This window comes from Prevotella sp. LMAG:51 (genome assembly GCF_008680225.1).
Classification (GTDB): Bacteria; Bacteroidota; Bacteroidia; order Bacteroidales; family Bacteroidaceae; genus Prevotella; species Prevotella pectinovora.
Genome location: NZ_NALQ01000026.1, coordinates 1 through 26,079 on the forward strand (window position 1 = coordinate 1; position 26,079 = coordinate 26,079).

At 43.1% G+C, this 26,079-nt stretch carries 20 protein-coding genes, 3 tRNA genes and 1 other RNA gene; 18 read left to right on the top strand and 6 right to left on the bottom strand.

Annotated features, from left to right (window positions below):
• The first annotated feature begins 112 nt into the window (after positions 1-112).
• The 16 genes from CCC32_RS09210 (at position 113) to CCC32_RS09285 (ending at position 19,374) form a co-directional block, all read left to right on the top strand.
• A complete protein-coding gene (locus CCC32_RS09210; protein ID WP_022316602.1) occupies positions 113-1,774 on the top strand; it encodes an AMP-binding protein in 1,662 nt (553 codons plus the stop codon).
• Positions 1,775-1,973: 199 nt separating this feature from the next.
• Positions 1,974-3,488 carry a glycoside hydrolase family 10-like protein gene (locus CCC32_RS09215; RefSeq protein ID WP_287073955.1) on the top strand — a complete coding sequence of 505 codons (1,515 nt, stop codon included), beginning with the start codon at positions 1,974-1,976 and terminating at the stop codon, positions 3,486-3,488.
• Positions 3,489-3,533: 45 nt separating this feature from the next.
• Positions 3,534-3,980, top strand: a complete 447-nt coding sequence (locus tag CCC32_RS09220; protein ID WP_287073957.1) for a hypothetical protein — start codon at positions 3,534-3,536, stop codon at positions 3,978-3,980.
• 507 nt (positions 3,981-4,487) lie between these two features.
• The gene (locus tag CCC32_RS09225; protein ID WP_042517594.1) at positions 4,488-4,904 is read left to right on the top strand and encodes a SoxR reducing system RseC family protein; all 417 of its coding nucleotides are present in this window, start codon (positions 4,488-4,490) and stop codon (positions 4,902-4,904) included.
• A 76-nt stretch (positions 4,905-4,980) separates the two neighbouring features.
• A complete protein-coding gene (locus CCC32_RS09230; protein ID WP_287073960.1) occupies positions 4,981-5,883 on the top strand; it encodes a Fe-S cluster domain-containing protein in 903 nt (300 codons plus the stop codon).
• Between the two features lie 3 nt (positions 5,884-5,886).
• Complete coding sequence (gene rsxC / locus CCC32_RS09235; RefSeq protein WP_042517592.1) at positions 5,887-7,239, top strand: electron transport complex subunit RsxC; 1,353 nt, start codon at positions 5,887-5,889, stop codon at positions 7,237-7,239.
• Between the two features lie 146 nt (positions 7,240-7,385).
• Positions 7,386-8,393, top strand: a complete 1,008-nt coding sequence (locus CCC32_RS09240) for an RnfABCDGE type electron transport complex subunit D (RefSeq protein ID WP_287073963.1) — start codon at positions 7,386-7,388, stop codon at positions 8,391-8,393.
• 1 nt (position 8,394) lies between these two features.
• Positions 8,395-9,012 (top strand): RnfABCDGE type electron transport complex subunit G, encoded by a 618-nt coding sequence (locus CCC32_RS09245; protein WP_022316595.1) that lies wholly within the window; start codon positions 8,395-8,397, stop codon positions 9,010-9,012.
• Positions 9,013-9,028: 16 nt separating this feature from the next.
• Positions 9,029-9,613 (top strand): electron transport complex subunit RsxE, encoded by a 585-nt coding sequence (gene rsxE, locus CCC32_RS09250; protein WP_022316594.1) that lies wholly within the window; start codon positions 9,029-9,031, stop codon positions 9,611-9,613.
• A gap of 2 nt (positions 9,614-9,615) precedes the next feature.
• The gene (gene rsxA / locus CCC32_RS09255) at positions 9,616-10,218 is read left to right on the top strand and encodes an electron transport complex subunit RsxA (RefSeq protein ID WP_022316593.1); all 603 of its coding nucleotides are present in this window, start codon (positions 9,616-9,618) and stop codon (positions 10,216-10,218) included.
• A 484-nt stretch (positions 10,219-10,702) separates the two neighbouring features.
• On the top strand, positions 10,703-11,743 hold the full coding sequence (gene lpxD, locus CCC32_RS09260) for a UDP-3-O-(3-hydroxymyristoyl)glucosamine N-acyltransferase (RefSeq protein WP_287074455.1): 1,041 nt from the start codon (positions 10,703-10,705) through the stop codon (positions 11,741-11,743).
• 30 nt (positions 11,744-11,773) lie between these two features.
• Positions 11,774-13,159 (top strand): bifunctional UDP-3-O-[3-hydroxymyristoyl] N-acetylglucosamine deacetylase/3-hydroxyacyl-ACP dehydratase, encoded by a 1,386-nt coding sequence (locus tag CCC32_RS09265; protein ID WP_287073965.1) that lies wholly within the window; start codon positions 11,774-11,776, stop codon positions 13,157-13,159.
• Positions 13,160-13,175: 16 nt separating this feature from the next.
• Positions 13,176-13,946, top strand: coding sequence for an acyl-ACP--UDP-N-acetylglucosamine O-acyltransferase (gene lpxA, locus CCC32_RS09270; protein ID WP_042517591.1), 771 nt, complete (start codon positions 13,176-13,178; stop codon positions 13,944-13,946).
• Positions 13,947-14,080: 134 nt separating this feature from the next.
• On the top strand, positions 14,081-14,989 hold the full coding sequence (gene miaA / locus CCC32_RS09275; protein ID WP_287073968.1) for a tRNA (adenosine(37)-N6)-dimethylallyltransferase MiaA: 909 nt from the start codon (positions 14,081-14,083) through the stop codon (positions 14,987-14,989).
• Positions 14,990-15,047: 58 nt separating this feature from the next.
• Positions 15,048-17,555, top strand: coding sequence for a transglycosylase domain-containing protein (locus CCC32_RS09280; RefSeq protein ID WP_287073970.1), 2,508 nt, complete (start codon positions 15,048-15,050; stop codon positions 17,553-17,555).
• A gap of 97 nt (positions 17,556-17,652) precedes the next feature.
• Positions 17,653-19,374 carry an AAA family ATPase gene (locus CCC32_RS09285; protein WP_022316586.1) on the top strand — a complete coding sequence of 574 codons (1,722 nt, stop codon included), beginning with the start codon at positions 17,653-17,655 and terminating at the stop codon, positions 19,372-19,374.
• A gap of 297 nt (positions 19,375-19,671) precedes the next feature.
• On the opposite strand, the gene CCC32_RS09290 is transcribed toward CCC32_RS09285, so the two are convergent.
• The 3 genes from CCC32_RS09290 to rnpB form a co-directional block, all read right to left on the bottom strand.
• A complete protein-coding gene (locus tag CCC32_RS09290; protein ID WP_022316585.1) occupies positions 19,672-20,052 on the bottom strand; it encodes a YkvA family protein in 381 nt (126 codons plus the stop codon).
• Positions 20,053-20,212: 160 nt separating this feature from the next.
• Positions 20,213-21,523, bottom strand: coding sequence for a YihY/virulence factor BrkB family protein (locus CCC32_RS09295; RefSeq protein WP_044064914.1), 1,311 nt, complete (start codon positions 21,521-21,523; stop codon positions 20,213-20,215).
• A gap of 175 nt (positions 21,524-21,698) precedes the next feature.
• Positions 21,699-22,126: RNase P RNA component class A (rnpB, locus tag CCC32_RS09300), an RNA gene on the bottom strand.
• Positions 22,127-22,563: 437 nt separating this feature from the next.
• Between rnpB and dnaB the strand changes: the two genes are divergently transcribed.
• A complete protein-coding gene (gene dnaB / locus CCC32_RS09305) occupies positions 22,564-24,075 on the top strand; it encodes a replicative DNA helicase (protein ID WP_022316582.1) in 1,512 nt (503 codons plus the stop codon).
• Positions 24,076-24,198: 123 nt separating this feature from the next.
• Positions 24,199-25,536, top strand: coding sequence for a DEAD/DEAH box helicase (locus CCC32_RS09310; RefSeq protein ID WP_042517582.1), 1,338 nt, complete (start codon positions 24,199-24,201; stop codon positions 25,534-25,536).
• Positions 25,537-25,669: 133 nt separating this feature from the next.
• Here CCC32_RS09310 and CCC32_RS09315 read toward each other — a convergent pair.
• The 3 genes from CCC32_RS09315 to CCC32_RS09325 form a co-directional block, all read right to left on the bottom strand.
• Positions 25,670-25,744: transfer RNA gene (locus CCC32_RS09315), tRNA-Glu, on the bottom strand.
• 43 nt (positions 25,745-25,787) lie between these two features.
• A tRNA-Glu gene (locus CCC32_RS09320) sits at positions 25,788-25,859 on the bottom strand.
• Between the two features lie 15 nt (positions 25,860-25,874).
• A tRNA-Ser gene (locus CCC32_RS09325) sits at positions 25,875-25,962 on the bottom strand.
• Between the last annotated feature and the right edge of the window lie 117 nt (positions 25,963-26,079).

Sequence of the window (26,079 nt, forward strand, 5' to 3'; positions counted from 1 at the left end):
ATAGAAAGCGATTTGGGTTAAAAATAGAGACAAGGAGTATATTATTGCACAATTAATTTTGGAGTGTGCAAAAAATACTATAACTTTGCATTAAATTAATACAAGTCATTAAATGGAATCAATACCAAGTTTCAATTCGCTGATTGAACAGAGCATCATCTCACATTGGGATTCAGACGCCCTGACCGATTATAAAGGAATAACGCTGCAATATAAAGATGTGGCAAGAAAAATAGAGAAACTCCACATATTATTTGAAAACAGCGGAGTTGAGCACGGAGACAAAATCGCCATCTGTGGTAGAAACTGCGCTTCTTGGGCAGTAGTATTCTTGGCGACCCTGACTTACGGCGCCGTGGCTGTACCGGTGTTGCATGAGTTCACGGCAGACCAGATACACAACATCGTGAACCACAGCGAAGCAAAACTCCTCTTCGTGGGCGATGTGGTGGCTACCGTGATAGATCCCACCAAAATGCCGTCGCTCGAAGGTATCGTATACATACCAGACTATTCGCTCGTGGTGTCGAGAACCGACAAGCTGACATATGCCAGAGAGCATCTAAATGAGCTCTTCGGAAAAAAATACCCGAAGGCTTTCCGCCAGCAACACATAAGCTACTATAAGGAGAAAGACCCGTCGGAGCTCGCGCTCATCAATTATACAAGCGGTACGACAGGATTCTCAAAAGGTGTGATGCTGCCATACAGGGCGTTGTGGAGCAATATCGATTTCGCTAAAGGTGTGCTTGGCAAAACCATTAAAAAAGGTGACAACACTATCAGCATTCTCCCAATGGCCCACATGTACGGAATGTCGTTCGAATTCCTCTTCGAATTCCTCCACGGGTGTCATGTGTTCTATCTCACAAGAGTGCCAAGTCCTGCCATCATAGCCCAGGCGTTCAAAGACGTGAAACCGGCTATCGTCATAGCTGTGCCGCTTGTGATAGAGAAGATAATCAGGAAAAAAGTGTTCCCGCAGATTCAGAACACCAAGGTGAAACTGCTGATGAAAATGCCTGGAGTGGGCAAGAAGGTGAAGAAGAGAATCTGTGAGCAGGTGTATCAGGCTTTCGGAGGAAACCTTTACGAAGTGATCATCGGAGGAGCCGCACTCAATCAGGAGATAGAGTCGTTCCTCAAAGACATAGACTTCCCGTTCACAGTAGGATACGGAGCGACGGAGTGTGCGCCTATCATAACTTATTCTGACTGGCATGACTTTGTGCCGATGTCGTGTGGAAGGGAAGTAGTACACATGGAGGTGAAAATCGACAGCGAGAACCCGGAGACCGTGCCGGGAGAGATACTTGCAAGAGGACTCAATGTGATGCTCGGATACTACAAGAATGACGAAGCCACGGCACAGACCATAGACAAGGACGGATGGTATCATACCGGAGACCTCGGGCTTATGGACAAAGGTGGGAACGTGTTCATAAAGGGACGCAGCAAGAACATGTTGCTTGGACCTAACGGGCAGAACATCTATCCGGAGGAAATAGAGGACAAGCTCAACAGTATGACGTTCGCAATGGAGAGTGTGGTGGTGCAGAGAGACGGAAAACTCGTCGGACTCGTGCATCCTGACTTCGACGAAGTTCAAGCTATGGGGCTCTCTCGAGATGATCTGCAGAGCCTTATGGAGGAGAACAGAGTGCAGGTGAACGCCAACCTGCCGGTATACTGCAAGATTGCTGCGATAGAAATCCATGACGAGGAATTTGAAAAAACTCCGAAAAAGAGTATAAAGAGATACTTGTATAAGTAATATGGAACGGTCTTTAGCGGAGAATTGACAATTCGTTCGACTTCCGGTATGTTGCATTCCAACTCGTTCGTCAGACAATTGCTCGTCAGCCTATCAACACGCAACCCAAATGCATGAAGCCCGTTTGCTCGTCAAACAGTTGCATATCAAACAATTGCTCGTCAATTTAATAATAACTTATTCACAGACAGAAGATTATATGAAATATCTCAGAAGTTGGTTAATGTTAGTAGCCCTGATAATAAGTCTTTCGGTTTCGGCGGAAGACGCAAAACGGCAGTTCCGTGGTGCATGGATACAATGCGTGAACGGACAGTTTGAGGGCATGTCAACGCAAAAGATGCAGCAGACGCTGACTTACCAGCTCGATGAGCTGCAGAAAGACGGAGTTAATGCAATAATCTTTCAGGTGCGGCCGGAATGCGACGCGTTGTATGAAAGCAAACTGGAACCATGGAGCAGATTCCTCACAGGAAGACAGGGAACGGCCCCTTCGCCATACTGGGACCCTCTGAAGTGGATGGTGGCCGAATGCCACAAAAGAGGAATGGAACTGCATGCGTGGATAAATCCATTCCGCGCCAAGACGAAAGGCACCAAGGAGCTCTCACCCCAGCATGTGGCAATACGGCAGCCAGGGAACGTGTTCCCATACGACGGATTGATGATTCTGAACCCTGCCAAGCAGGAAAACCGGGATTATATATGCAGCGTGGTCGAGGATATTCTTGAGAGATATGACGTGGACGGAATTCACATCGACGACTATTTCTATCCTTATCCTGTGAAAGGACTCCCAATTCCTGATGATGCGGATTTCAGAGCCAACAATAATGGGATAAAAGACCGTGGCGACTGGAGGAGAGACAACGTGAACCTCTTCGTGAAGCAGCTATATGAGACAATACACAAAGTGAAACCATGGGTAAAGCTCGGAGTTTCGCCATTTGGAATCTATCGCAACGCAAAATCGGCTCCTGGCATAGGAAGCAAGACCAACGGACTGCAGAACTACGATGACCTTTATGCCGACGTGCTGATGTGGGTGAACAACGGGTGGCTTGACTATTGCGTGCCGCAGCTGTATTGGGAAATCGGTCATAAGAGTGCAGATTATGCCACGCTCATAAAATGGTGGAACAAATATGCAGGGGCAAGACCATTATATATAGGAGAAGATGTGGAGCGCACGGTGAAGGCTGCCGATATTAAGAATCCGACCATAAACCAGATGCCTGCCAAATACAATCTTCATAAAGCCATGCAGAATGTTAAAGGCACGGTGTTGTGGTATGCTAAAGCTGTAGTGGACAATGTGGGAAACTATCAGAACGTGCTGCGCAACAACTATTGGAAATATCCAGCCCTGCAGCCGCTTATGCCGCATATAGATGCAAAGGCGCCCAACAAGGTGAAGAAGCTCAAGGCCATGACGATAGATGGCGACCAAATACTCTTCTGGATGCAGCCTAAAGGCAAAGGATGGAAGGATGAAGCAGTTAAATATGTGGTCTACAGATTTGAGAACGGTGAGCAGCCTGATCTGTCTGATGCCTCGAAAATCGTTGCAGTTACCACAGAAACCTTCTGTAAAATCCCGACACACTCTAGCAGTACCACTACTGGAAAACGCAAGAAAGTGACATACGTCGTCACGGCGTTGGACAGAATGAGCAATGAGAGCAAACCGAAGAAAGTTAAGGTGGCATTATGAGCTCCAAACGATAACCAGAAAAAGAATAACTAAAAATCTTGTATTATGGCAAACAATAACGAACGGAGCGTTAGGCAGATAGACAGATTCTTGAAGAAGGTGGTGCAGAAATTCCCATGCGATGAGGAAAATGCATGTCTTACAGATATCCATATCAGAATATCTCCCGAAAGCGGTGACTTGATGGCATTCGATGACGAAGACAAAGAAATAACAAGAAGTGTGGTAGAAGAATGGATAGAATGCAGAGATGACAATTTCTATGACGTTGCAGTAGGTCTGTTGAGAGAAAGGCTCAACACAATGGCTGCTGAGATAGACAGGATGGGACTCTTGAAACCGTTCAGCTTCGTTCTGGAAAACGATGACAAAGAGCATGTTGCCGAACTCTTCGTTTCGGATGACGATATAAACATCCTTGGAGGTGATATCATGGATGGATGGGACAAGGACCTCGACAAGTTCTTTGATGAACTCATGAAAGAGGACTGACAATCCGATGGCTTGGCTTGAAGAAAACAAGAATCTTGATAGCTTGTTGTTGCCACGATCTTTAACATGGATGAGAGTATTGTGTGTAGACGCTCTTTTGCTGACGTGTATCTATGCCTGTTGTACTTCAAAGTTTTTGCATCTTGCTTCGTTGTCATTTCAAGGTTTGCTGTGTCTTTCTTGTGCTCCATAAAGATGTGGCTATGCTTTGTTCTGAGATAAACGGAAAGAAGGGAAATGACCATGTGGTATCATAAGGACAATATAGTGTTGTGTTGACAAAAAGTAACGCTAAACTCGAATTAAGAATTTTTCTATCGGGTTTAAATGATATTTTTGAGCGTTTTTCATTTTTTTGCAAGTTTACGTAAACGTTTAAGGATTAATAAATCAAAAAAACATTACTCCATTTCCTTGTTTTAATTTTATATTTTTTGCAATGTGGAAATTAAGTACTAAATTTGCAGTTGTAAAGTCGATGTTGCAAAATTGACTTATGATATGGTTATGGAGAACAAAATTAAACATGTGGGCGTTGTAGAGTCGGTAGTGGGCGAGTGCGTGAAGGTTCGTGTAGTTCAGTCTTCTGCATGTGCCTCATGCAAGGTGGCTAAACAATGCAATACCTCTGAAAGCAAAGAGAAAATAATTGACATATATACAAAGGACAATAGATATTCGGCAGGAGACAGAGTGAATGTCATGGCTTCATACAACGTAGGTTTCTTGGCTCTTTCCCTTGGAATGCTTGTGCCAATGCTGTTGATGCTTGTAGTCTTGTTCGCTATGTTGGCTACTGGTTATTCTGAGCTGATTTCCGCTCTCGGAGCTCTTCTTTCACTCGCTCCTTATTATTTTCTCCTCTTTATGTTCCGTGGTAGAATAAACAGAAAGGTCACTTTCGACATTGAGTTGTCCAAGTGATTTGCATATTGATGATTCTTGATAATAACATAACTTATTTGGTAAAAACAAATTAATAAAAACAAATACAACTATTATGAATTTTATTTTAATTGCACTTGTAGTCTTGGGGGGTATTGCGCTCGTTGCAGCTGTGATACTCTATATATGCTCCAAGAAATTCGCTGTGCATGAGGATCCACGTATCGGACAAGTGGCTTCCGTTCTGCCTGGTGCCAACTGTGGCGGATGCGGCTTTGCCGGTTGTTCAGGTATGGCCGACGCTCTCGTTAAGGGGGCAGACAGTGGGTCAATTGAGGGTTTGTTCTGTCCTGTCGGCGGTTCTGCCGTGATGGGACAAGTTGCAGATTTGCTCGGTATGGCAGTAGCTAATAGCGAGCCAAAGGTTGCTGTGGTACGTTGCAACGGTACGTGTGAGCTTAGGAAGCGTATTGCCGTATACGACGGTCTGAAGACTTGTACCGCAGTAAATGCATGTGGAGCAGGTGAGACAGGTTGCGGTTTCGGATGTCTGGGATGTGGCGACTGCGTTAGCGCTTGTCAGTTCGGTGCTATCCAGATCAATCTAGAGACAGGCTTGCCGGAAGTTGACGAAGATAAGTGCATCGGTTGTGGCGCTTGTGCAAAAGCCTGTCCGCGCCATGTCATAGAACTTCGCAAGAAAGGACCTAAGGGACGCCGTGTTTATGTGCGTTGCGTAAACAAAGACAAAGGCGCCGCCGCTATGAAAGCTTGCAAAGCTGCTTGTATCGGTTGTGGCAAGTGCTTGAAGGAATGTAAGTTCGAAGCAATTACTGTCGAGAATAATTTGAGTTATATTGATCCGGACAAATGCCGTATGTGCCGTAAGTGTGAGGCTGCTTGTCCTACAGGAGCTATCGTTGCCGTTAACTTCCCTCCTCGCAAGCCTAAGGCTGAGCCTGGTGTTGAGGTTGCTACTGCAGCTAAAAATGGTTCAGAAAATAAAGAGGAGGCATAAGAAATGAAGTTGAGAACTTTTAGAATAGGTGGTATTCACCCAGAGGAAAACAAAATAACGGCAGAGGTGGCGACAAAGGTGGCTGCTCTCCCAACACAGGCGATATTCCCATTGTCGCAGCACATAGGAGCTCCTGCCAAGCCTGTTGTGGCAAAAGGCGACAAGGTGAAGGTAGGTACTTTGTTGGCCGAAGCCGGCGGATTCGTATCAGCTCCTATTTATTCATCTGTTTCGGGTACAGTACTCAAAATTGATAATGCGGTAGATGCTACAGGCTATCGCAAACCATGTATCATCGTCAAGGTGGAAGGAGATGAGTGGGAAGAGTCTATTGACAGATCTGACAAACTTGAGACTGTTGCGGCTCATCCTGAACTGACGCCGGAAGAAATCGTAAACCGTATCAAGGTGGCAGGTGTTACAGGTATGGGTGGCGCAGGCTTCCCTACATTCATCAAGCTTTGTCCTCCTCCTGGAGCAAAGGCAGAGTGTGTGATCATCAACGGAGTGGAATGTGAGCCTTATATCACTTCTGACTATAGACTGATGATGGAACATGCGGATGAGATTCTCGTTGGTCTTGACCTGCTCATGAAGGCAGCTAAAGTGGATAAGGGTTACATCGGAATTGAGGATAATAAGCCTGAGGCTATCCGCCTGCTGGAAGAAAAGACAGCCAACAATCCTAATGTGGAGATTGTGCCTTTGGCAAAGAAGTATCCGCAGGGTGGTGAGAAGCAGCTTGTTGACGCAGTTATTCGCCGTCAGGTTCCTGCGCCTCCTGCTATTCCTGTCAACGTGGGTGCCATCGTTCAGAACGTTGGAACTGCTTTTGCCGTATATCAGGCTGTGATGAAAAACAAACCGTTGTTTGAACGCTACACTACTGTGACAGGTAAGAAAGTGGCTAATCCTGGCAACTTCCTCGTAAGAATGGGTACCCCGATGAAAGAACTTATCGATTTCTGTGGCGGAATGCCAGAGGGTGACAACAAAGTCCTTGCCGGTGGACCAATGATGGGTAAGGCTTTGACTTCTACTGAAGTACCTGTCTGCAAGGGAACTAACAGTATAACAATCTTGACCGATTCTGACGCACGCCGCAAAAGGCCACAGGCTTGTATTCGTTGTGCAAAATGTGTCAGCGTATGTCCTATGGGACTGGAACCATTCCTTTTGGCTACGGCAAGCTCTATGCATAATTGGGAGAAAGTGGAACAGGAAGACATTACCTCTTGTATAGAATGTGGCTCCTGTCAATTCACTTGCCCTGCCCACAGACCTCTTCTTGACAATATCCGTCTTGGAAAGACTACTGTGATGGGAATCATCAGAGCAAGGAATGCAAAGAAGTAATTAAGGTAATAACAGTTGTATACTCTTGGGAAGTCAAATATTGGTCAGGTCCGAAATCCTACAGTATGATTCCTGTTCTTGATAAAGCAGAGGAACTTGACCCTTTGGATTCCCAGCAGAGTTTAAGCTAACAATCAAATAATAAAATGAGTAATTTAATAGTATCATTATCGCCGCATGCCCATGATACGGATAGTGTGGAGCGCAATATGTACGGAGTCATATTGGCTTTGGTACCTGCTCTTCTCGTGTCTTTCTTCTATTTCGGCATCGGCTCTGCAATAGTATGCTTGACAAGCGTAGCTGCATGTATGTTCTTTGAGTGGGCAATAACAAAGTATCTGCTCAAGAAAGAGTCCACGGTTCTTGACGGATCAGCCATACTTACAGGTCTGCTGCTTGGATTCAACCTTCCTTCAAACCTTCCGGTATGGATAGTTCTCATAGGTGCGCTCGTAGCCATAGGAGTAGGAAAGATGACTTTCGGCGGTCTGGGCTGTAATCCTTTCAACCCGGCATTGGTTGGCCGTTGCTTCCTTTTGGTTTCATTTCCGGTAGAGATGACGTCATGGCCTGTAGCAGGTCAGCTCCTTAAGTATACGGATGCAACCACAGCTGCCACTCCTCTCAGCGTGATGAAGAATGCGATAAAGACCGGAGATGCCTCTTGTCTCAACCAACTTCCAGATTCCATGTCTATGCTGCTTGGAAATCCGGGACTGAACAACGGAGCAGGTACGGTAGGAGAGGTTTGTGCTTTGGCATTGCTCCTAGGTCTTGCTTTCATGCTTTGGAAGAAGATCATCACTTGGCATATTCCTGTCAGCATCATTGCTACGGTCTTTGTGTTCAGCGGTATTCTCCATCTGGCAAACCCTGTTTATGCATCTCCTGTAGCCGAGCTTCTCAGCGGTGGTCTTATGTTGGGTGCCATCTTCATGGCTACTGACTATGTTACCTCTCCAATGACTTATAAAGGTCAATTGATTTATGGTGTGGCAATCGGTTTCCTTACCGTTGTTATCCGTAACTGGGGAGCATATCCTGAGGGTATGTCGTTTGCTATCTTGATAATGAACGCATTCACTCCACTTATCAACGCTTATATTAAGCCAAAACGTTTTGGTGAGGTAATAAAGAAGGAGGACAAATAGTATGAAGAAATTAGAATCATCAATTACGAACATGGTAATTGTTCTTGTTGGAGTGGCGCTTATAACAGGTGCAATTCTTGCATATGTCAACCATATCACCACGGGTCCTATCAAGGAACAGGCAGAGAAGACTCTGACCGACGGTATCAAAAAAGTGATGGGTGGCGGAGAAATTACCGTAACGGGAAGTGACCCTTATAGTCAGACAGTTGACGGAAAGGAGCTCACTTACGTCATACATAAGGTGAACGATGCTCAGGGTAAGGATTTGGGAGCAGCAGTCGAGAGTACTACTGTCGGTTTCGGTGGAGACTTGAAAGTGTTGGTAGGATTTGACTCCAATGGCAACATCCTTGGCTACACAATTCTGCAGACTGCCGAGACTCCTGGACTCGGTGCAAAGGCTGAGACGTGGTTTCAGAAAGATGGCAAAGGAAGCATCATCGGCATGAATCCGTCCGCAGAACTCAAGGTAAGCAAGGACGGTGGCCAAGTGAATGCCATAACGGCAAGTACTATCACGAGCCGCGCCTTCCTCAAGGCTGTGAACAATGCTTATTCTGCATATAAGAAAAGCTCGGCAGGCTCTCAGAATGTAGCTTCTAATGATAACAAATAAATGAAAGGTTGAGAATATGAATTATATAAAGATATTACTTAACGGAATATTCAAGGAGAACCCTACGTTTGTGCTTCTCCTCGGTATGTGTCCTACATTGGCCACGACAACCTCGGCAATTAACGGATTGTCTATGGGATTGGCCACTATGTTTGTGCTTATCTGCTCAAATCTGGTTATATCCCTGATCAAGAATCTGACGCCTGATATGGTGCGTATTCCTGTTTTTGTTGTTGTCATAGCTTCATTCGTCACTATACTTCAGATGATTATGCAGGCTTTTGTACCCGCTATCTATGCTACATTGGGCTTGTATATCCCTCTTATCGTGGTAAACTGTATCATACTTGGCCGTGCCGAGGCCTTCGCTTGTAAGAACGGTCCTCTTCAGAGTATCTTCGATGGTATTGGTATGGGATTGGGCTTCTCTTTGGCGTTGACATTGCTGGGTGCAGTAAGAGAACTCCTGGGTGCAGGTTCTATCTTTGGAATAGGTCTTCTGCCTGAAACTTGCAACATGCTTCTCTTCATCCTCCCTCCAGGAGCGTTCATCACATTAGGTTATCTAATTGCTATTGTAAACAAATTTAAGAAAGCGTAATCATGGAATATATTTTGATATTTATCTCGGCTATATTCGTAAACAATATAGTGCTGTCCCAGTTCTTGGGAATTTGTCCTTTCTTGGGAGTATCACAAAAGGTAACTACTTCATTGGGAATGGGTGCTGCTGTAGCTTTCGTGTTGACGCTTGCCACGATAGTAACCTATCTGGTGCAAATGTTTATACTTGAGCCTTTCGGCCTTCAGTATCTTCAGACCATTGCGTTTATCCTGGTAATTGCTGCCTTGGTGCAGATGGTAGAGATAGTTTTGAAGAAAGTTTCTCCAGCCCTTTATCAGGCTTTGGGAATTTTTCTTCCTCTCATTACCACAAACTGTGCAGTCTTGGGAGTAGCGATCTTGGTTATCCAGAAGGAGTTCTCGCTTGTGCAAAGTGTTGTATATGCATTTTCCACAGCTATTGGCTTTGCCCTTGCTCTTACTGTGTTTGCCGGATTGCGTGAACAGCTGGCATTTGTAAATGTGCCTAAAGGTATGCGAGGCATGGCAATTGTCCTTGTTACTGCCGGACTGCTGAGTCTTGCCTTCATGGGTTTCTCAGGAGTTGATGGCGGTCTTAAGATTCTCTTTGGCTTGAATTAAGCATAAGAAATAACTTGTTTTTGATATCTGAATCCATTGGTTTCCCATTTCATATAAGTGGTTTTTATATGACGAAATGCGGAAAATCAATGGATTTTCTTGTTAAATATGAATTTATTTAAAAAATAAGCAGTTATATTTTCGTAATTCAAATTATAGTTGCTATATTTGCAGCACTAAATTATGAAATCACAATATAAGAATATATTTTTTTAATATAAAGATAAACTCATGTCCTTTAACAAGGCATGTTGTATTTGTGTTTGTGTTGTTGTTATCCTCCGATGTGATATCGGGGGATAATTTTTAAAGAAGGTTGTCTTTTCGTCTTACATCATTTCAATTCCTCATTGGTCTGAAATTTTCAGAACGTTAATTTGATTAATGGTTGTATATGGTCAATTTATTAAAAAAACAATCAAATATTTCATCTAACAAATAAATATTACTATATTTGCAAATGAAACGAAATATTAATATAAATATGGAATTTACTGCTAAACAAATTGCCGAATTCGTACATGGATGCGTTGAAGGTGATGACAATACTACTGTAAATACTTTTGCAAAAATAGAAGAAGGAAAAAAAGGAGCAATTTCGTTCTTGGCAAACCCCAAATATACTCACTATTTGTATTCTACAAATTCTAGTATCGTTCTGGTTAATAATGATTTGAAACTGGAACAGGATGTTCCTTGTACTCTTGTACGAGTGCCAAGTGCTTATGAGGCGGTGGCACAGCTCCTGCAGTTATACGAGTCTATGAAGCCAAAGAAGACAGGCGTCAGCTCGTTGGCGAGCATTTCTGCTTCCGCCAAAATAGGTGAGAATTGCTATATTGCGCCTTTTGTTTGTATCGGAGACAATGTTGAGATAGGAGATGGTTGTCAGATTTATCCGAATGTCACGATCGGTGATGGCGTGAAGGTAGGCAAAAACACTATTCTCTATTCAAATGTTTCTGTTTATCATGGTTGCAAACTTGGCAATAGTGTTACAATCCACTCTGGTTCTGTAATTGGTGCTGACGGCTTCGGTTTCGCTCCTAATGCAGAAGGTTACGACAAAATCCCTCAGATAGGCATAGTCACCATAGAGGATAATGTTGAAATCGGTGCCAATACCTGTGTTGACCGTTCTACCATGGGAAGCACATACGTTCGCAAGGGCGTAAAACTTGACAACTTGGTACAGATAGCCCATAATACCGACATCGGAGAGAATACCGTAATGTCTGCACAGGTAGGAATCGCAGGAAGTACGAAAGTTGGCTCCTGGTGTATGTTCGGTGGTCAGGTCGGTCTCGCAGGGCATATTAAAATCGGCAATAAAGTCTTTTTGGGAGCTCAGTCAGGTGTGCCGGGAAACATTAAAGACGCTCAGACACTCATCGGTACTCCACCAATGGAACCTAAGAAATATTTCAAGTCTCAGGCCATTTTCCGCCGTTTGCCGGAAATGTATGCCAAAATCAATGAATTGGAAAAAGAATTGGCTAAGCTAAAGGGTGAGTCTGAAGCTTAACGATTTATTAAAGAATAATAATAGAAGATTATGTCTAAACAAAAAACGCTTAAAGGTAGTTTTGCCCTTTGTGGCAAAGGACTGCATACTGGTCTCAGTCTGACGGTCACTTTTAATCCGGCGCCAGAGAATTCAGGCTATAAAATACAGCGTATAGATTTGGAAAACCAGCCTGTTATAGAGGCTATAGCTGAAAATGTAGTAGATACACAACGTGGTACCGTCTTAGGCAAGGGAGATGTCAGGGTCTCTACCATAGAACATGGAATGTCTGCATTGTATGCCATGGGCATAGACAACTGTCTTATCCAGGTTAATGGTCCGGAATTCCCGATTCTTGATGGTTCTGCTTCCATGTATGTGGACAAAATCAACGAAATCGGCATAGAAGAACAGAATGCTCCAAAGGATTATTATATAATCAGACACAAGATAGAGATTAAAGACGAGGAGTCAGGTTCTTGTATAACGATTCTTCCGGATGAAGGATTCAGCCTTACCACAATGTGCTCTTTTGAGTCCAAGTTCATCAACAGCCAATTCGCTACATTGGACGATATGGATGCTTATGCAACAGAGATCGCGCCTGCAAGAACGTTTGTCTTCGTAAGAGACATTGAGCCGTTGTTGAAGGCTAATCTTATCAAAGGTGGTGATATGGACAATGCCATTGTCATCTATGAGCGTCAGACTACTCAGGAGAGGCTTGACCAGCTTGCTGATTTCTTGAAGGTTCCACGTCTTGATGCCACAAAGCTTGGTTATATTCAGCACAAGCCTTTGGTTTGGGAAAATGAATGTACACGCCACAAGCTTCTTGATATCATCGGTGATATGGCTCTTATCGGTCGTCCTATCAAAGGACGTATTATCGCAACTCGTCCAGGACATACTATCAATAATAAGTTTGCCCGTCTTATGCGTCGCGAAATCCGCAAGCATGAGATACAGGCTCCGATTTATGATTGCAATGAGCCGCCAGTAATGGATGTCAACCGAATTCGTGAGCTGCTTCCACACCGTTACCCGATGCAGCTTGTAGACAAGGTGATTTCTCTTGGGGCTAACAGTATTGTAGGAGTGAAGAATGTCACGAGCAATGAACCGTTCTTTACAGGACATTTCCCTCAAGAGCCTGTTATGCCGGGAGTCCTGCAGATTGAAGCTATGGCCCAATGCGGTGGTCTTCTTGTTCTCAACACTTTGGAAGAACCAGAGCGTTGGTCTACATATTTCATGAGAATCGACGATGTGAAATTCCGTCAGAAAGTGGTGCCTGGTGACACGTTGTTGTTTAAGGTAGACCTTTTGGCTCCTGTAAGACATGGCATCTCCTCTATGAAGGGATACGGGTTTGTCGGCGACAAAGTCGTGTCGGAGGCTACATTTACCGCACAGATAGTAAAGAATAAATAGACAACATTATTATAATATGAATCAAATCAGTCAGTTGGCTTTTGTTCATCCTGAAGCGAAACTTGGGGATAACAATATAATTGGCCCATTTTGTTATATCGACAAGAATACAGTCATAGGAGATAACAATGTTCTCCAAAACGGCGTTACGATACATACGGGTGCTCGCATAGGGAATGGAAATGAATTTTTTCCTGGTGCAAGTATAAGCACCAAACCACAGGACCTGAAATTTGTCGGTGAGGAAACTACTTGCGTCGTAGGAGACAACAACAGTATCCGCGAGAATGTTACTATTTCGCGTGGTACAGCCTCCAAGGGTACCACAATAGTAGGCAGCAACAATCTGCTTATGGAGTGTGTTCATGTGGCTCACGACTGTGTCATGGGTAATGGTTGTATTATAGGAAATGCTACTAAATTTGCAGGTGAAGTAGTTATTGACGACAATGCCATTGTCAGCAGTACCGTGTTGTGTCATCAGTTTTGCCGTATCGGTGGCTATGTCATGATTCAGGGCGGAAGCCGTTTCAGTCAGGATATTCCCCCATATATTATTGCTGGCAAGGATCCTACCAAGTACTGCGGAATAAACCTAATAGGTTTACGTCGCCGCGGATTTAGCAATGAGAAAATCCAGATGATACATGATGCCTACCGAATATTGTATTCCAAGGGACTGATTTCTGAAGGTATAGCTGAAATACGTTCAACATTGCCTTCTTGTCCGGAGATAGATTATATCATTGATTTCGTACAGTCTTCTAAACGTGGTATTATCCGTTGATGAAGAGAAGTTAGCCCAAATCTTGTTGATGATTTGGAATTAATAGTGTTAAAATAGTGTTTGGTTGGCTTCTTTACAAGTTGCTCGCCAAACACATTTCGTTTAAAAACATTGTATACTCCATTCTTGTATTCATGAAAAATACCCTTCTCGTTATTCTTGGGCCTACAGGCGTAGGCAAGACGGAACTATGTCTTCGCGTAGCCGAGCATTTCCGTATTCCAATTATCAATGCCGATTCCAGACAATTGTTTAGGGAACTTCCTATAGGTACTGCTGCTCCAACCCCGGAACAACAGCAACGCGTGAAGCATTATTTCGTTGGAAACCTATCGCTTGGTGATTATTATAGTGCTTCAAGATATGAAGAAGACGTGATGGATTTCCTGTCTGGTTATTTTTCCAGCGATAGAAAATTGGCTTTGATGACTGGCGGCAGCATGATGTACATAGACTCTGTTTGTAACGGGATAGACGATATACCTACCATTGACGATAAAACTCGTCAATGGATGAAAGACAGATATACGACCGAAGGGCTGGAGCCTTTGTGTGCTGAATTGGAGGAACTTGACCCTGAATATTATTCAATTGTTGACAAGAAGAATCCCAAAAGAATAGTTCATGCTTTGGAAATATGTCATATGACAGGCAAGACATATACTTCATTCAGAAAAAACAAAATAAAAGAACGTCCCTTTGATATCATTAAAATAGGTCTTAATAGAGACAGAGACGAACTCTATGAACGTATTAACAAGCGTGTGGATGAGATGGTCGGTTCGGGACTTGAAAAGGAGGCACGTGAAGTTTATCCTTTCCGCCATCTCAACTCGTTGAATACAGTTGGATATAAAGAGTTGTTCGAATATTTTGACGGTAAATGCACTCTGGATGAAGCCGTTTTCCGTATAAAGTGTGACAGTCGTAAGTATTGCCGCAAACAACTTACTTGGTTCAGAAGAGACCCTCAAATCAAGTGGTTCCACCCGGACAATATTGAAGAAATCATAAAATATATAGAAACAATGATATATATCTAAAGTAAATTTGTACTTTTGTTCTGAATTTACGTAATTGTTAAATAAATGTAGACATTATATGCTTGATAAGTTGAGAAAAATCTTTGTTCTTGTCATTAAGAAGCTTGGTGCTTTCTTCAGATGGTATAAGAACCTTTATAAAGGTAGGGCATGGTACACAAAGACCATACTAGGTTTCTGTTCCAGTATAGTGGCATTTATCCTCTATCTTGGAATGGTAGACATAAACTTCCTATGGCTTTTTGGTAGCTCGCCTGGCTATTTCTCCGGAATACTCGATCCTCAGGTAAGCGAGGCTTCCGAGATTTATAGTGCTGATGGCAAGATGATAGGAAAGTTCTTTAATGAGAATCGTACTCCAGTGAAGTATGATGAAGTGTCCCCGTCATTTTTCAAAGCATTGGTTGATACAGAGGATGAGCGTTTTTATAAGCATCTTGGTATCGATCCTATCGGTTTGTTCGGCGCCGTGAAAGATGCTGCCACTCATCATGGTGCGCGTGGTGCTTCTACTATAACCCAGCAGTTGGCAAAGAATATGTTCAGAGTGAGGAAGAACTATTCTACTGGCCTGCTCGGCAAGATACCGGGTCTTCGCATCTTGATAATGAAGAGCAAGGAGTGGATTATTGCTGTTAAACTTGAGACGGTTTATTCAAAGCGGGAAATAATCACGATGTATGCCAATACTGTAGATTTCGGTTCTAATTCGTATGGCATCAAAACGGCTGCAAAAACCTATTTCAACACGACCCCGAAAGATTTGAAGACTGAACAGGCTGCAGTGTTGGTTGGTATGTTGAAGGCTACCACATTCTATAATCCGAAGTCTAATCCGGAGAACAGCAAGAACCGTCGTAATGTTGTTCTCAACAATATGGTGACGCATGGCGATTTGTCTAGAAGTGTCTGCGATTCACTTTCGGCACTTCCGATCAAGTTGGATTTCAATCAGGAAGAGAATTATGACGGACAGGCAAAGTATTTCAGAGAGGCTGTGTCAAGACATCTGAAAGACTGGTGTAAGGAGAATGGCTATGACCTATATAATAGTGGATTGAAGATCTATACCACTATAGATTCCAAGATGCAGGAATATGCCGAGGCGGCTGTTACCAAACAGATGCGTCAGGTACAGAAGAATTTCAACAGTCATTGGGGTAACCAGGAGCCATGGCGCGATGAAAATGGTAATGTAATACCAGGATTCATAGAAGGAATATTGCAGAAGCAACCTTATTATCAAGAGCTTCTTGCACGGTTCCCTAACAGTCCGGATTCAGTGAGCTATTATGTCAACAAACCACATAAGGTGAAACTTTTCGATTATGAAAAAGGAATGATTGAGAAGGAGATGAGTACTGTTGACTCCATTCGTTATATGGTTAAGTTCATGCATTGCGCTTTTGTTGCGATGGAACCTCAGACCGGTGCTGTGAAGGCTTGGGTAGGAGATATCGACTTTGACACTTGGAAATATGACAAGGTGGAAGCTGACCGTCAGCCTGGCTCTACATTCAAACTGTTTGTATATACAGAAGCGATGAATCAAGGACTCACTCCATGCGACAAGCGCCGTGATGAATACATCAGAATGGAAGTGTATGACAAGGTGAAGCATGAGAATACGATTTGGACTCCAAGCAATGCAAACGGCAGATTCTCAGGTGACTCCATTCCGTTGAAGAGCGCATTTGCCCGAAGCATCAATTCCATTGCCGTAAGGCTTGGGCAGGAGATGGGCATAAAGAATGTGATAAACACAGCGCATCAGATGGGTATTACAAATGAACTTGATGACGCCCCATCATTGGCTTTGGGTTCTTCTGATGTGAGACTCCTCGATATGGTTAATTCATATTGTACTGTTGCAAACAATGGTAAGCATGTGCTGCCTTCATTAGTTACGAAGATTGTAGATAGAGAAGGTAAAGTCGTTTATCAGGAGAATATAGAGGAGCAACAGGCAATACCCTATAAGAGCGCATTCTTCATGCAGCAGCTTTTGATGGGCGGAATGAGAGAACCTGGTGGAACATCCCAGAGTCTATGGGGATACGTAGGCAATGCCAAGGATACGGATTTCGGCGGTAAGACAGGTACGACAAACAACCATTCTGACGCATGGTTCATGTGTGTAAGTCCAAAGCTTGTTGCCGGTTCATGGGTAGGTGGCGAATACAGATGTATTCATTTCCGTACTGGAGCATTAGGTCAGGGTAGCAGAACGGCATTGCCTGTATGTGGCTATTTCATGCAGTCTGTCATGAATGATCCTAATTTTTCAAGATATCATGGACATTTCGACAAACCGAAAGATTCTGACATTTCTTACGGAATGTACAATTGTTCAAGTTATGTTGCTGTAAAGAAGGATACGACCCAGACAGACAGTACGGCTGTCATTATGGAAGATGAAGTGTTCCTGGATGAAAATGGAAATATAATTCAGAGCCCAGAATCTCAGCATAAAGGCTCTAAGGCAGAGGATGCCAAGCCTCAAAGTGAAGCTGAGCCAAAGAACAGCAAACCGAAGAACCACAACATGTCGTTGGATGATTTCTGATGACGATTTTACGAATTGGATAAATGCCTTTTCATTTGCCATATTCAGAGATTGAAGTCTTCTTCAAGCCTCTATGAGAAAGAGAAGGTGTCTCGAAATGGAAGATATCATTGATACTGAAAACGAGGAGTTCAAGAAGGCTCTTCAGATAGTTAACTTTACCCGTCGTTCGCTTTTCCTTACAGGAAAGGCGGGGACGGGTAAGTCTACTTTCCTACGATATATATGCCAGCATACAAAGAAAAAACATGTAGTGCTTGCACCTACAGGTATTGCCGCTATTAATGCCGGTGGCTCAACGCTTCATAGTTTTTTCAAATTGCCATTCCATCCATTGATTCCGACGGATTCTCGTTTTTCGAATAGGAATATCAAGGAAACTCTCAAGTATAATGGAGAGAAAAGAAAATTGATACGTGAGGTGGAACTTGTCATTATAGATGAGATAAGTATGGTTCGTGCAGACATTATCGACTTTATTGATAAGGTTCTGCGAATCTATACACGAAATATGAGGGAACCGTTCGGTGGGAAGCAGTTGCTTTTTGTAGGTGATATATATCAGTTGGAACCCGTGGTGAAAGAAGAAGACCGCCAGTTCCTGCGCCCTTTTTATCCATCACCTTATTTCTTTGATGCACATGTTTTCCGTTCTTTCAAATTGGTGAGCATTGAGTTGAGAAAAGTATACCGCCAGTCCGATTCTACATTCATCAATATATTGGATCATATACGGACTAATATGGTTACTGCAAATGATTTGCAACTTCTCAACAATAGGGTGGCGGCAGTTTCCCCATCAGATAGTAATGGTCTGTCGATAACACTCTCTACACGGCGTGATACAGTTGATTACATCAATCAATGCCAGTTGGATAAATTGCCAGGCGAAGCATCAGTTTTTTATGGTGATATAAAAGGGGATTTCCCTGAAAGCAGTCTGCCTACTCCTATGCAACTAGACCTTAAAGTCGGTTCCCAAATCATTTTCATAAAGAATGATTTGGACAAACGCTGGGTGAATGGCACCTTAGGAGTCATTGAGGGCATAGACGAAGGGCAAGGCGTTATATATATCGTTTCCGAGGATGGCAGAGAATTGGAGGTAGAGAGGGCATGTTGGAGCAATATGCGTTATACATATAATGACAAGGAACAGAAGATAGAAGAAGAGGAGATAGGTTCTTACACTCAGTACCCGATACGTTTGGCATGGGCTATTACTGTTCATAAAAGCCAGGGACTTACATTCAGAAATGTCAACATAGACTTTACTGGTGGGGTGTTTGCCGGTGGACAGACTTATGTCGCACTTTCACGTTGTACTTCTTTGGAGGGAATAACTCTGAAAGAGCCAATACGGAGGAGTGATGTTTTCGTGCGCCCCGAGGTAGTTGCCTTTTCCAGAAATTATAACGATTCTCTTGTTATCAACAAGGCTTTGTCTGAATCTAAGGCGGACAGGGAGTATCATGATGCGGTCAAGGCATTTGACAAGGGTGATATGGAATCCTTTCTCGACAACTTCTTCAAGGCTATACATAGTCGTTATGATATAGAGAAGCCATTAGCCCGGCGGTTTATCCGTAGCAAACTGAATGTGGTAAATAAGTTGCGTGCTGAAAACCAGCGTCTATTGGAAGAGAAGAAAGAAAAAGATGATTTTCTGAAGCGTCTGGCTGTAGAATACGTCATGCTTGGCAAGGAATGTGAAAAGGAAAAAATGAACGATGCAGCCATTGCCAATTATAAGAAGGCTCTGAAGCTTTGCCCTGATATTCCTGAAGCCAAGCGTCGCCTGAAAAGGTTGCAGAAATGATTTGAATAAAAGTATTAGTCTTTAAGCATGTTTTATGAATGCTTCAACCCGAATCGTTCATTAGGGCTTGCTTGGATTTTGCTTTTTAGAAGGATGGGTTTTGTTTGGCTTTTAATGAGTAATAGCGAGCTATTGCGAATTAAAAACAAGCAAAAGGCACCTTATAAAAAAACAAAAGACTGCAAGCAGTTATTAAAATTATACATTTAACGGCCTAATGACCGATTTGGGTTCAAGACTAATACTTGTTGATGATGGAATATCAGAAAATGATTTGTTGGATTAACGTCTGTGGTTTTACATTTTCAGCTCGTTGATTTCTTCCATTTCGTCCTCGTCAAACCATTTTGTCAGTTTGCTCTTGGCTTTCTCCTTGATTTCTTCAGAAACATCGCCTATTTTGCCGATTACATATAGTAATACTGCCAAATCGTCTCCCAAACCTACGATTGGAATTGCATCCGGTATTACATCAAGCGGACTGACGAGATAGCCTAAAGCTCCTACAATGATGGCTTTGTCCTTGATAGACACTTTGTCGCTCTGCAAGGTGTAATATAGCACGAGTGCGATGTATACAAGTTTAGCACCGGCACGTTTGGCTATTTTCGCTATTTTCTCCAAGAATTCACCATTTGTGAATTTGTTGGAGTATGACATAAAATCAGGTAATTCCATTTTTATTATATTTTACGTTTCTAATTAGTTGTCTGACGCCACACCTTTATAATGTAATCGTCTTAATGATGGCAAAATTACAAAAAAAACTTGTATGTCCCAAATGATACATTTGTTCATCATTTGTTTACTTCTTATTTTTAGTAATTCTTATGCTAAATCACAGGTCTTTCAGCAATATCTCTCTTTGTTTCTTGAGATATGCCGAATGTTCAGCAATTACTTTGTTCCATTTTTCATGGTTCGCCTCAGACATATTCAGTTTGAGTTCCCATTTCCCCTTTGTTTCATATTTGTCGATAAGTCGCCCTACGCTGAGTCTTGATATGTCTTGCGCCGGCTGATATACGCTGACGTCTCCCTTTTCATCGCCTGATATTTCATTGATGAGTCCGAGATCGATGAGCTCATATAGTATGTTTTGTGTTATGCGTATGGGGATGTTCGTATTGAGCTTCAGTTCAAGGGCCGTGTACGGTGATTCTCCTTTTTCAAAACGCTTGCATATCATGCTCATGATCAGCATACTCATTATCATGCGGTATCGCGGACTGATTTCGTATGTTTCCGTGCGGAAGGCATACTCTTCCATATTCTGGCTCGTATAGCATAGCTCTGCGCCGAAAAGACATATCGACCATGATATCTGCACCCAGAGCATGAAGAGCGGCAAGGCTGCGAATGAACCATAGATTGCATTATAGCTGCTTACCCAAATCTGCGAATGGATATAGAATAGCTGTAGTCCCTGCATGGCAACACCTGCCAAAACTCCCGGCCAAATGGCGCATTTCAGTTTTACCCTTATGTTTGGCATGAATACATAAAGGGCTATGAAAATGGCTGACATCAAAACGAAGGGCATGATATCCCACAATGTCCTCACCATCGGGGCAAACAATTCTATGCCCTCTGTCTGGCTTGTCACCGTAGCTACGAATATTGATATACCGGATGTGACGACAATGATGATAGGGGCAAGGATAAACATTCCCATATAGTCGGTCACAGTCCTGAAGAAACTTCTCGGTTTCTTCACCTGCCATATATTGTTGAAGGCCAGTTCGATGTTCCTGATAAGCATCGTTACTGTCCATAACATGAAAACAAGTCCGATACCGAGTATGATTCCACTTTTGGTGTGGATCAGATACGAATTGACGAAGCCGATTATCGTTTCGGCAGCCTGTGGCTGGCTCGACAATACATTTCTGAACCACTCTTCTATGTATTTGTTGTAGCCGAACCCCCTTGCTATAGCGAAGACTACTGCCAGGATAGGGACTATTGCCAGGAGAGTGGAGTAGGTGAGTGCGGCAGCGTTGTTTATCATTCTTTTTGTTGTAAAACTCTCAATGGTCAGTATCAGCATTCTAAAGGATGCGATAATCAGCCGTTGTGATTGAGGTTTGTTGCTGTAGTCTCGCCAAATTCCTACTTTGTAGAAATCAGTTATGTCTTTTATTGTCATTTGATGCTATTGTGCGTTTTTTTTGATTAAGATTGATTATGCCAGATATCGGATGCAATAATCTCCACCAGCCATTACACACCATATTGTTTAGTCGGTTTTTGCTTAATTGTTGCTTTTCGTTTTTCAAGCAGATCCTGATGGCTGATTTGGGATGAATTATAAAAATGAAAAAGAAAGCAGTGTCCCTATAAGCCGAGTTCTGTTCCGGTAAAGCCTCTCGACGATACCGGCGCCTGCCATTTATCTAGAACATGAGTCACCCCATGTCTCAAGCATTCTACCCTCCATCGGAGTTAGTCGGACGGGCAATCCTCAAACGATGGTTTACACGAACTTGCAGCCTCCGGACGACACAGCCCGCTGGTCACCCAGCGACTGGTGGTCTCTTACACCACCTTCTCACCCTTACCATCCTTCTTTTGTTTTGGATAATATAGTGAAGACTCGAATCCTCGCATTATTATCAAAGGATGGCGGTTGTTTTCTTCTGTCGTATCCTACTGTTGCCAATAGCTTCCATTTTCAGAAGCGGAGCACCCTATGCTGCCCGGACTTTCCTCTCGTAGCCAGATGCTACCAGCGGCAGAGCCGGGACGCTGCATTCTTTTCAATGCAAAGTTACAAATAAAAATTGGAATATGTTGGATTTGTATTCCATAATTTGAAATATGCTTGTCTTTTTGGCATTGACGATAAGATTTTCTTACTTTTTGTTCCTGATAATTATGTTGACATCATTTTATTGTATGATTATTTGTGTGTTTACAACTCTTGTTTTGTACGTATGTTTACAAAAGAGATAGATTAGTTTCAATCTGTAAAATAATTAAGGAAAATAATTAAAATTAGTTTAATTTCATCAATGTTGTACTATCAATATTACATTATTATTTAGTATTTGTTGCGATTTGTTGGCTTTATATAGATATGCCTTAATGAAAAGTAGTGTAATCTTCTGTATTAAATGAAATTTTGTTGGAGTGAAACTTTATTGTACCTTTGCATTATCATAGCAAACATTTCATTAAATTCAAAATATGGCTAATCAACCGAAACGTCCGCAACATAGACCGATAGATAATAATTATGGTCATTTGCAGCCTCAGGCTCCGGATATTGAGAAGATTGTTCTTGGAGCTTTGATGATAGATAAAGATGCTTTCACCATAGTTGGTGAGATATTGCATCCCGAAACTTTTTACGAACCACGTAATCAGAAGATTTATAGCGCAATACAAAAGCTTAATATTGACGAGCGACCTGTAGACATCCTTACTGTCATAGAGGAACTGAAACATGAAGGCACTCTCGAAGAAGTGGGAGGAGAGGCTTATGTCATAGAACTGAGTTCACATGTGGCATCTTCTGCACACATTGAGTATCATGCTCATATTCTGGCTCAGAAATATATGGCCCGGCAGCTGATTTCTTTCGCCAGCGTTGTAGAGACAAAGGCGTTTGATGATACCGTAGACGTGGATGAGCTGATGCAGGAAACCGAGTCGAGTCTTTTTGAACTTTCTCAAAAGAACCTTCGCCAGGATTATACTCAAGTAGATCCTGTTGTGAAGGAGGCTATCAAAATTCTGCAGAAAGCGGCTGAAAACAAAGGTGAACTTACCGGTGTGCCGACGGGTTACCGCAAGTTGGACGAGATAACGGCTGGTTGGCAAGCGAGTGACCTTGTAATCATAGCCGGTCGTCCGGCCATGGGTAAGACCGCATTTGCCCTCTCTCTGGCAAAGAATATAGCGGTAGACTACAATATACCGATTGCCTTTTTCTCTCTTGAGATGAACAATGTGCAGCTGGTCAACCGTCTTATCTCGAATGTATGTGAGGTGGAGGGACGCAAAATCCTTAATGGCCAGCTGGATGATGAGGAGTGGAAACGACTTGATGCTAACGTAGGAAAATTGCAGAATTCGCCGATATATGTAGATGATACTGCCGGTATGTCAATCTTTGAGTTGCGTACCAAGGCGCGACGCCTTGTGAGAGAGAAAGGGGTCAAGGTGATAATGATCGACTACTTGCAGCTTATGAATGCCAATGGTGCACGTTTCGGAAGCCGTCAGGAGGAGGTGTCTACTATCAGCCGTTCGCTGAAAGGTCTTGCAAAGGAATTGAACATCCCTATCCTTGCCCTTTCACAGCTCAACCGTACTGTGGAAAACAGAGATGGACTTGACGGCAAGCGTCCTCAGTTGAGCGACTTGCGTGAGTCTGGAGCCATTGAGCAGGATGCCGATATGGTACTCTTTGTGCATCGTCCAGAGTATTACCATATTTACCAGGATGATCATGGCAATGATTTGAGAGGTATGGCACAGGTGATTATCGCAAAGCATCGTAAGGGCGCCACAGGAGATGTCACGCTTACTTTCAAGGGTGCATTCACGCGATTTGAGAATCCCGATGAGAGCCGCATGTCAAATGCTGGAGATATCGGCGGGGAGATTGTGGGTAGCCGTCTGAATGGCGGTGACGATGTGCCCCCTCCATTTATTGATCCGGGGGTGATACCTGTCTCTGAACCGCCATTCTGATTGTCTTTCCTTTGGGGATTAAGCGGTAAGGTAAAAATACCATTAAATAAAAAGACAGAGGTTTTGGCGTGTCGCTTGTCCGACATGATATATTATCTCGTTTAACAAATATCCTATATAATTATGAATATTGATTCCATTCTTGAGAAACTGCATATAGAGTCGCTCAATAAAATGCAGCTTGATGTTGCGAAGGCGATGAGTACAACAGCAGATGATGTCGTTATCCTTTCTCCTACGGGTAGTGGTAAGACGTTGGCGTATCTCTTGCCGCTTGTTTTCAAACTCAACACAACCGTGGATTTTCTTCAGGCGGTAGTTATTGTTCCGAGTAGAGAACTTGCAAAACAGTCTGTTGAAGTCCTGCGTTCAATGGGTGTTCCGTTGCGCGGCCTTGCCCTTTATGGTGGTAGAACAGCGATGGAAGAGCATAAGGAAATCAAGAAAGTGCTGCCGCATGTCGTGTTTTCCACTCCTGGTCGATTCAATGACCATGTGTCAAAAGGGAATATCAATCCGAGAAGCGTGAGGTTCCTTGTGCTTGATGAATTCGACAAGTGTCTGGAGATGGGTTTCGAGGAAGAGATGAAGCAGGTGTTCAAGAGTCTTCCGCTGTTGGAAAGAAGAATCTTGTTGTCGGCAACACGTTCTAACGAAATTCCGCTTTTCGTAAATATCGATAAGGTGAGTGAAATAGACTATACCGAACCGGATTCCGGAATCAGTGTTTCCGACCGTATATCAAACTTTGTAGTCAGAAGTCCGCAGAAGGATAAGTTGGAAACGTTGTCGAGACTGTTGCGTAGTTTCGGAAACTCAAGCAGCATCGTTTTCCTGAACTATAGGGATAGTGTGGAGCGAACTGCTAAATATCTCTCCGAACAGGGTTTTGTGACGAGCACTTATCATGGTGGTCTTGAACAAAAGGACAGGGAGGACAACCTTTATGTGTTCAGTAACGGCTCGTCTACGGTTCTTGTAAGCACCGACCTCGCTTCTCGTGGCTTGGATATTCCAGATGTTGATAATATAATCCATTATCATTTGCCGCAGGGTGAGGCGGAATATACTCATAGGGTAGGTCGAACAGCCCGTTGGGATGCTGTCGGCCGTGCCTTTGTTCTTTTAGGGCCTGAAGAGAAATTGCCGGAATTTGTTGACCAGGAACTTCCTGAATATGTCATTCCTGATGATTTGGGAGATATTCCACAGCCTCGCATGGCTACTATATATATCGGAAAGGGCAAGAAAGACAAGATTTCAAAGAGTGACGTGTTGGGCTTCTTGTGTAAGAAATGCAGTCTCACTTCAAATCAGATAGGTCGTATTGACGTGGCAGACCGTTATTGCTATGTCGCTGTTGCTCGCAATAAGGCAAAGCAGGTGCTTAAGTTGGCAAATGGTGAGAAGATTAAAGGCGTGAAAACGGAGTTCAAGCTTAAGGGCAATAGTAACAGATGATTTTGTTTTCTTGTAATATATAATGGTCTGCGTCTCTTGAGGCGTAGACCATTTTCAAATTCGCCCACTGAATATTCCATAGAGTTTATAGGTGTGGCAAAAAAAATAGAGTTACATTTCTGTAACTCTATTCTGGTAGTGGATAGGGGAATCGAACCCCTATGCCAAGATTGAGAATCTTGTATCCTAACCATTAGATGAATCCACCATCTTATGATTGCTTTGAAGAGATTGTTGATAAAAACATTCTGTAGTGGATAGGGGAATCGAACCCCTATGCCAAGATTGAGAATCTTGTATCCTAACCATTAGATGAATCCACCATCATGTTTAAATTGCGGAAGCTGGGGGATTCGAACCCCCGGTACGTTAAACACGTACGGCAGTTTAGCAAACTGCTGGTTTCAGCCACTCACCCAAACTTCCAAGCAATTTATTTATCAGCATTTCTCTTAATGCGGTGCAAAGGTAGCGTTTTATTTTTTAATACCAAACTTTTTTGCGTATAATTTTCCAAAATGCTTGTTTTTTTGCTTTTTCTAT

Bases quoted from the DNA above. Each gene is read 5' to 3' on its own strand.
- CCC32_RS09210 (WP_022316602.1), top strand. From the start codon at position 113: ATGGAATCAATACCAAGTTTCAATTCGCTGATTGAACAGAGCATCATC.
- CCC32_RS09215 (WP_287073955.1), top strand. From the start codon at position 1,974: ATGAAATATCTCAGAAGTTGGTTAATGTTAGTAGCCCTGATAATAAGT.
- CCC32_RS09220 (WP_287073957.1), top strand. From the start codon at position 3,534: ATGGCAAACAATAACGAACGGAGCGTTAGGCAGATAGACAGATTCTTG.
- CCC32_RS09225 (WP_042517594.1), top strand. From the start codon at position 4,488: ATGGAGAACAAAATTAAACATGTGGGCGTTGTAGAGTCGGTAGTGGGC.
- CCC32_RS09230 (WP_287073960.1), top strand. From the start codon at position 4,981: ATGAATTTTATTTTAATTGCACTTGTAGTCTTGGGGGGTATTGCGCTC.
- rsxC (WP_042517592.1), top strand. From the start codon at position 5,887: ATGAAGTTGAGAACTTTTAGAATAGGTGGTATTCACCCAGAGGAAAAC.
- CCC32_RS09240 (WP_287073963.1), top strand. From the start codon at position 7,386: ATGAGTAATTTAATAGTATCATTATCGCCGCATGCCCATGATACGGAT.
- CCC32_RS09245 (WP_022316595.1), top strand. From the start codon at position 8,395: ATGAAGAAATTAGAATCATCAATTACGAACATGGTAATTGTTCTTGTT.
- rsxE (WP_022316594.1), top strand. From the start codon at position 9,029: ATGAATTATATAAAGATATTACTTAACGGAATATTCAAGGAGAACCCT.
- rsxA (WP_022316593.1), top strand. From the start codon at position 9,616: ATGGAATATATTTTGATATTTATCTCGGCTATATTCGTAAACAATATA.
- lpxD (WP_287074455.1), top strand. From the start codon at position 10,703: ATGGAATTTACTGCTAAACAAATTGCCGAATTCGTACATGGATGCGTT.
- CCC32_RS09265 (WP_287073965.1), top strand. From the start codon at position 11,774: ATGTCTAAACAAAAAACGCTTAAAGGTAGTTTTGCCCTTTGTGGCAAA.
- lpxA (WP_042517591.1), top strand. From the start codon at position 13,176: ATGAATCAAATCAGTCAGTTGGCTTTTGTTCATCCTGAAGCGAAACTT.
- miaA (WP_287073968.1), top strand. From the start codon at position 14,081: ATGAAAAATACCCTTCTCGTTATTCTTGGGCCTACAGGCGTAGGCAAG.
- CCC32_RS09280 (WP_287073970.1), top strand. From the start codon at position 15,048: ATGCTTGATAAGTTGAGAAAAATCTTTGTTCTTGTCATTAAGAAGCTT.
- CCC32_RS09285 (WP_022316586.1), top strand. From the start codon at position 17,653: ATGGAAGATATCATTGATACTGAAAACGAGGAGTTCAAGAAGGCTCTT.
- CCC32_RS09290 (WP_022316585.1), bottom strand. From the start codon at position 20,052: ATGGAATTACCTGATTTTATGTCATACTCCAACAAATTCACAAATGGT.
- CCC32_RS09295 (WP_044064914.1), bottom strand. From the start codon at position 21,523: ATGACAATAAAAGACATAACTGATTTCTACAAAGTAGGAATTTGGCGA.
- dnaB (WP_022316582.1), top strand. From the start codon at position 22,564: ATGGCTAATCAACCGAAACGTCCGCAACATAGACCGATAGATAATAAT.
- CCC32_RS09310 (WP_042517582.1), top strand. From the start codon at position 24,199: ATGAATATTGATTCCATTCTTGAGAAACTGCATATAGAGTCGCTCAAT.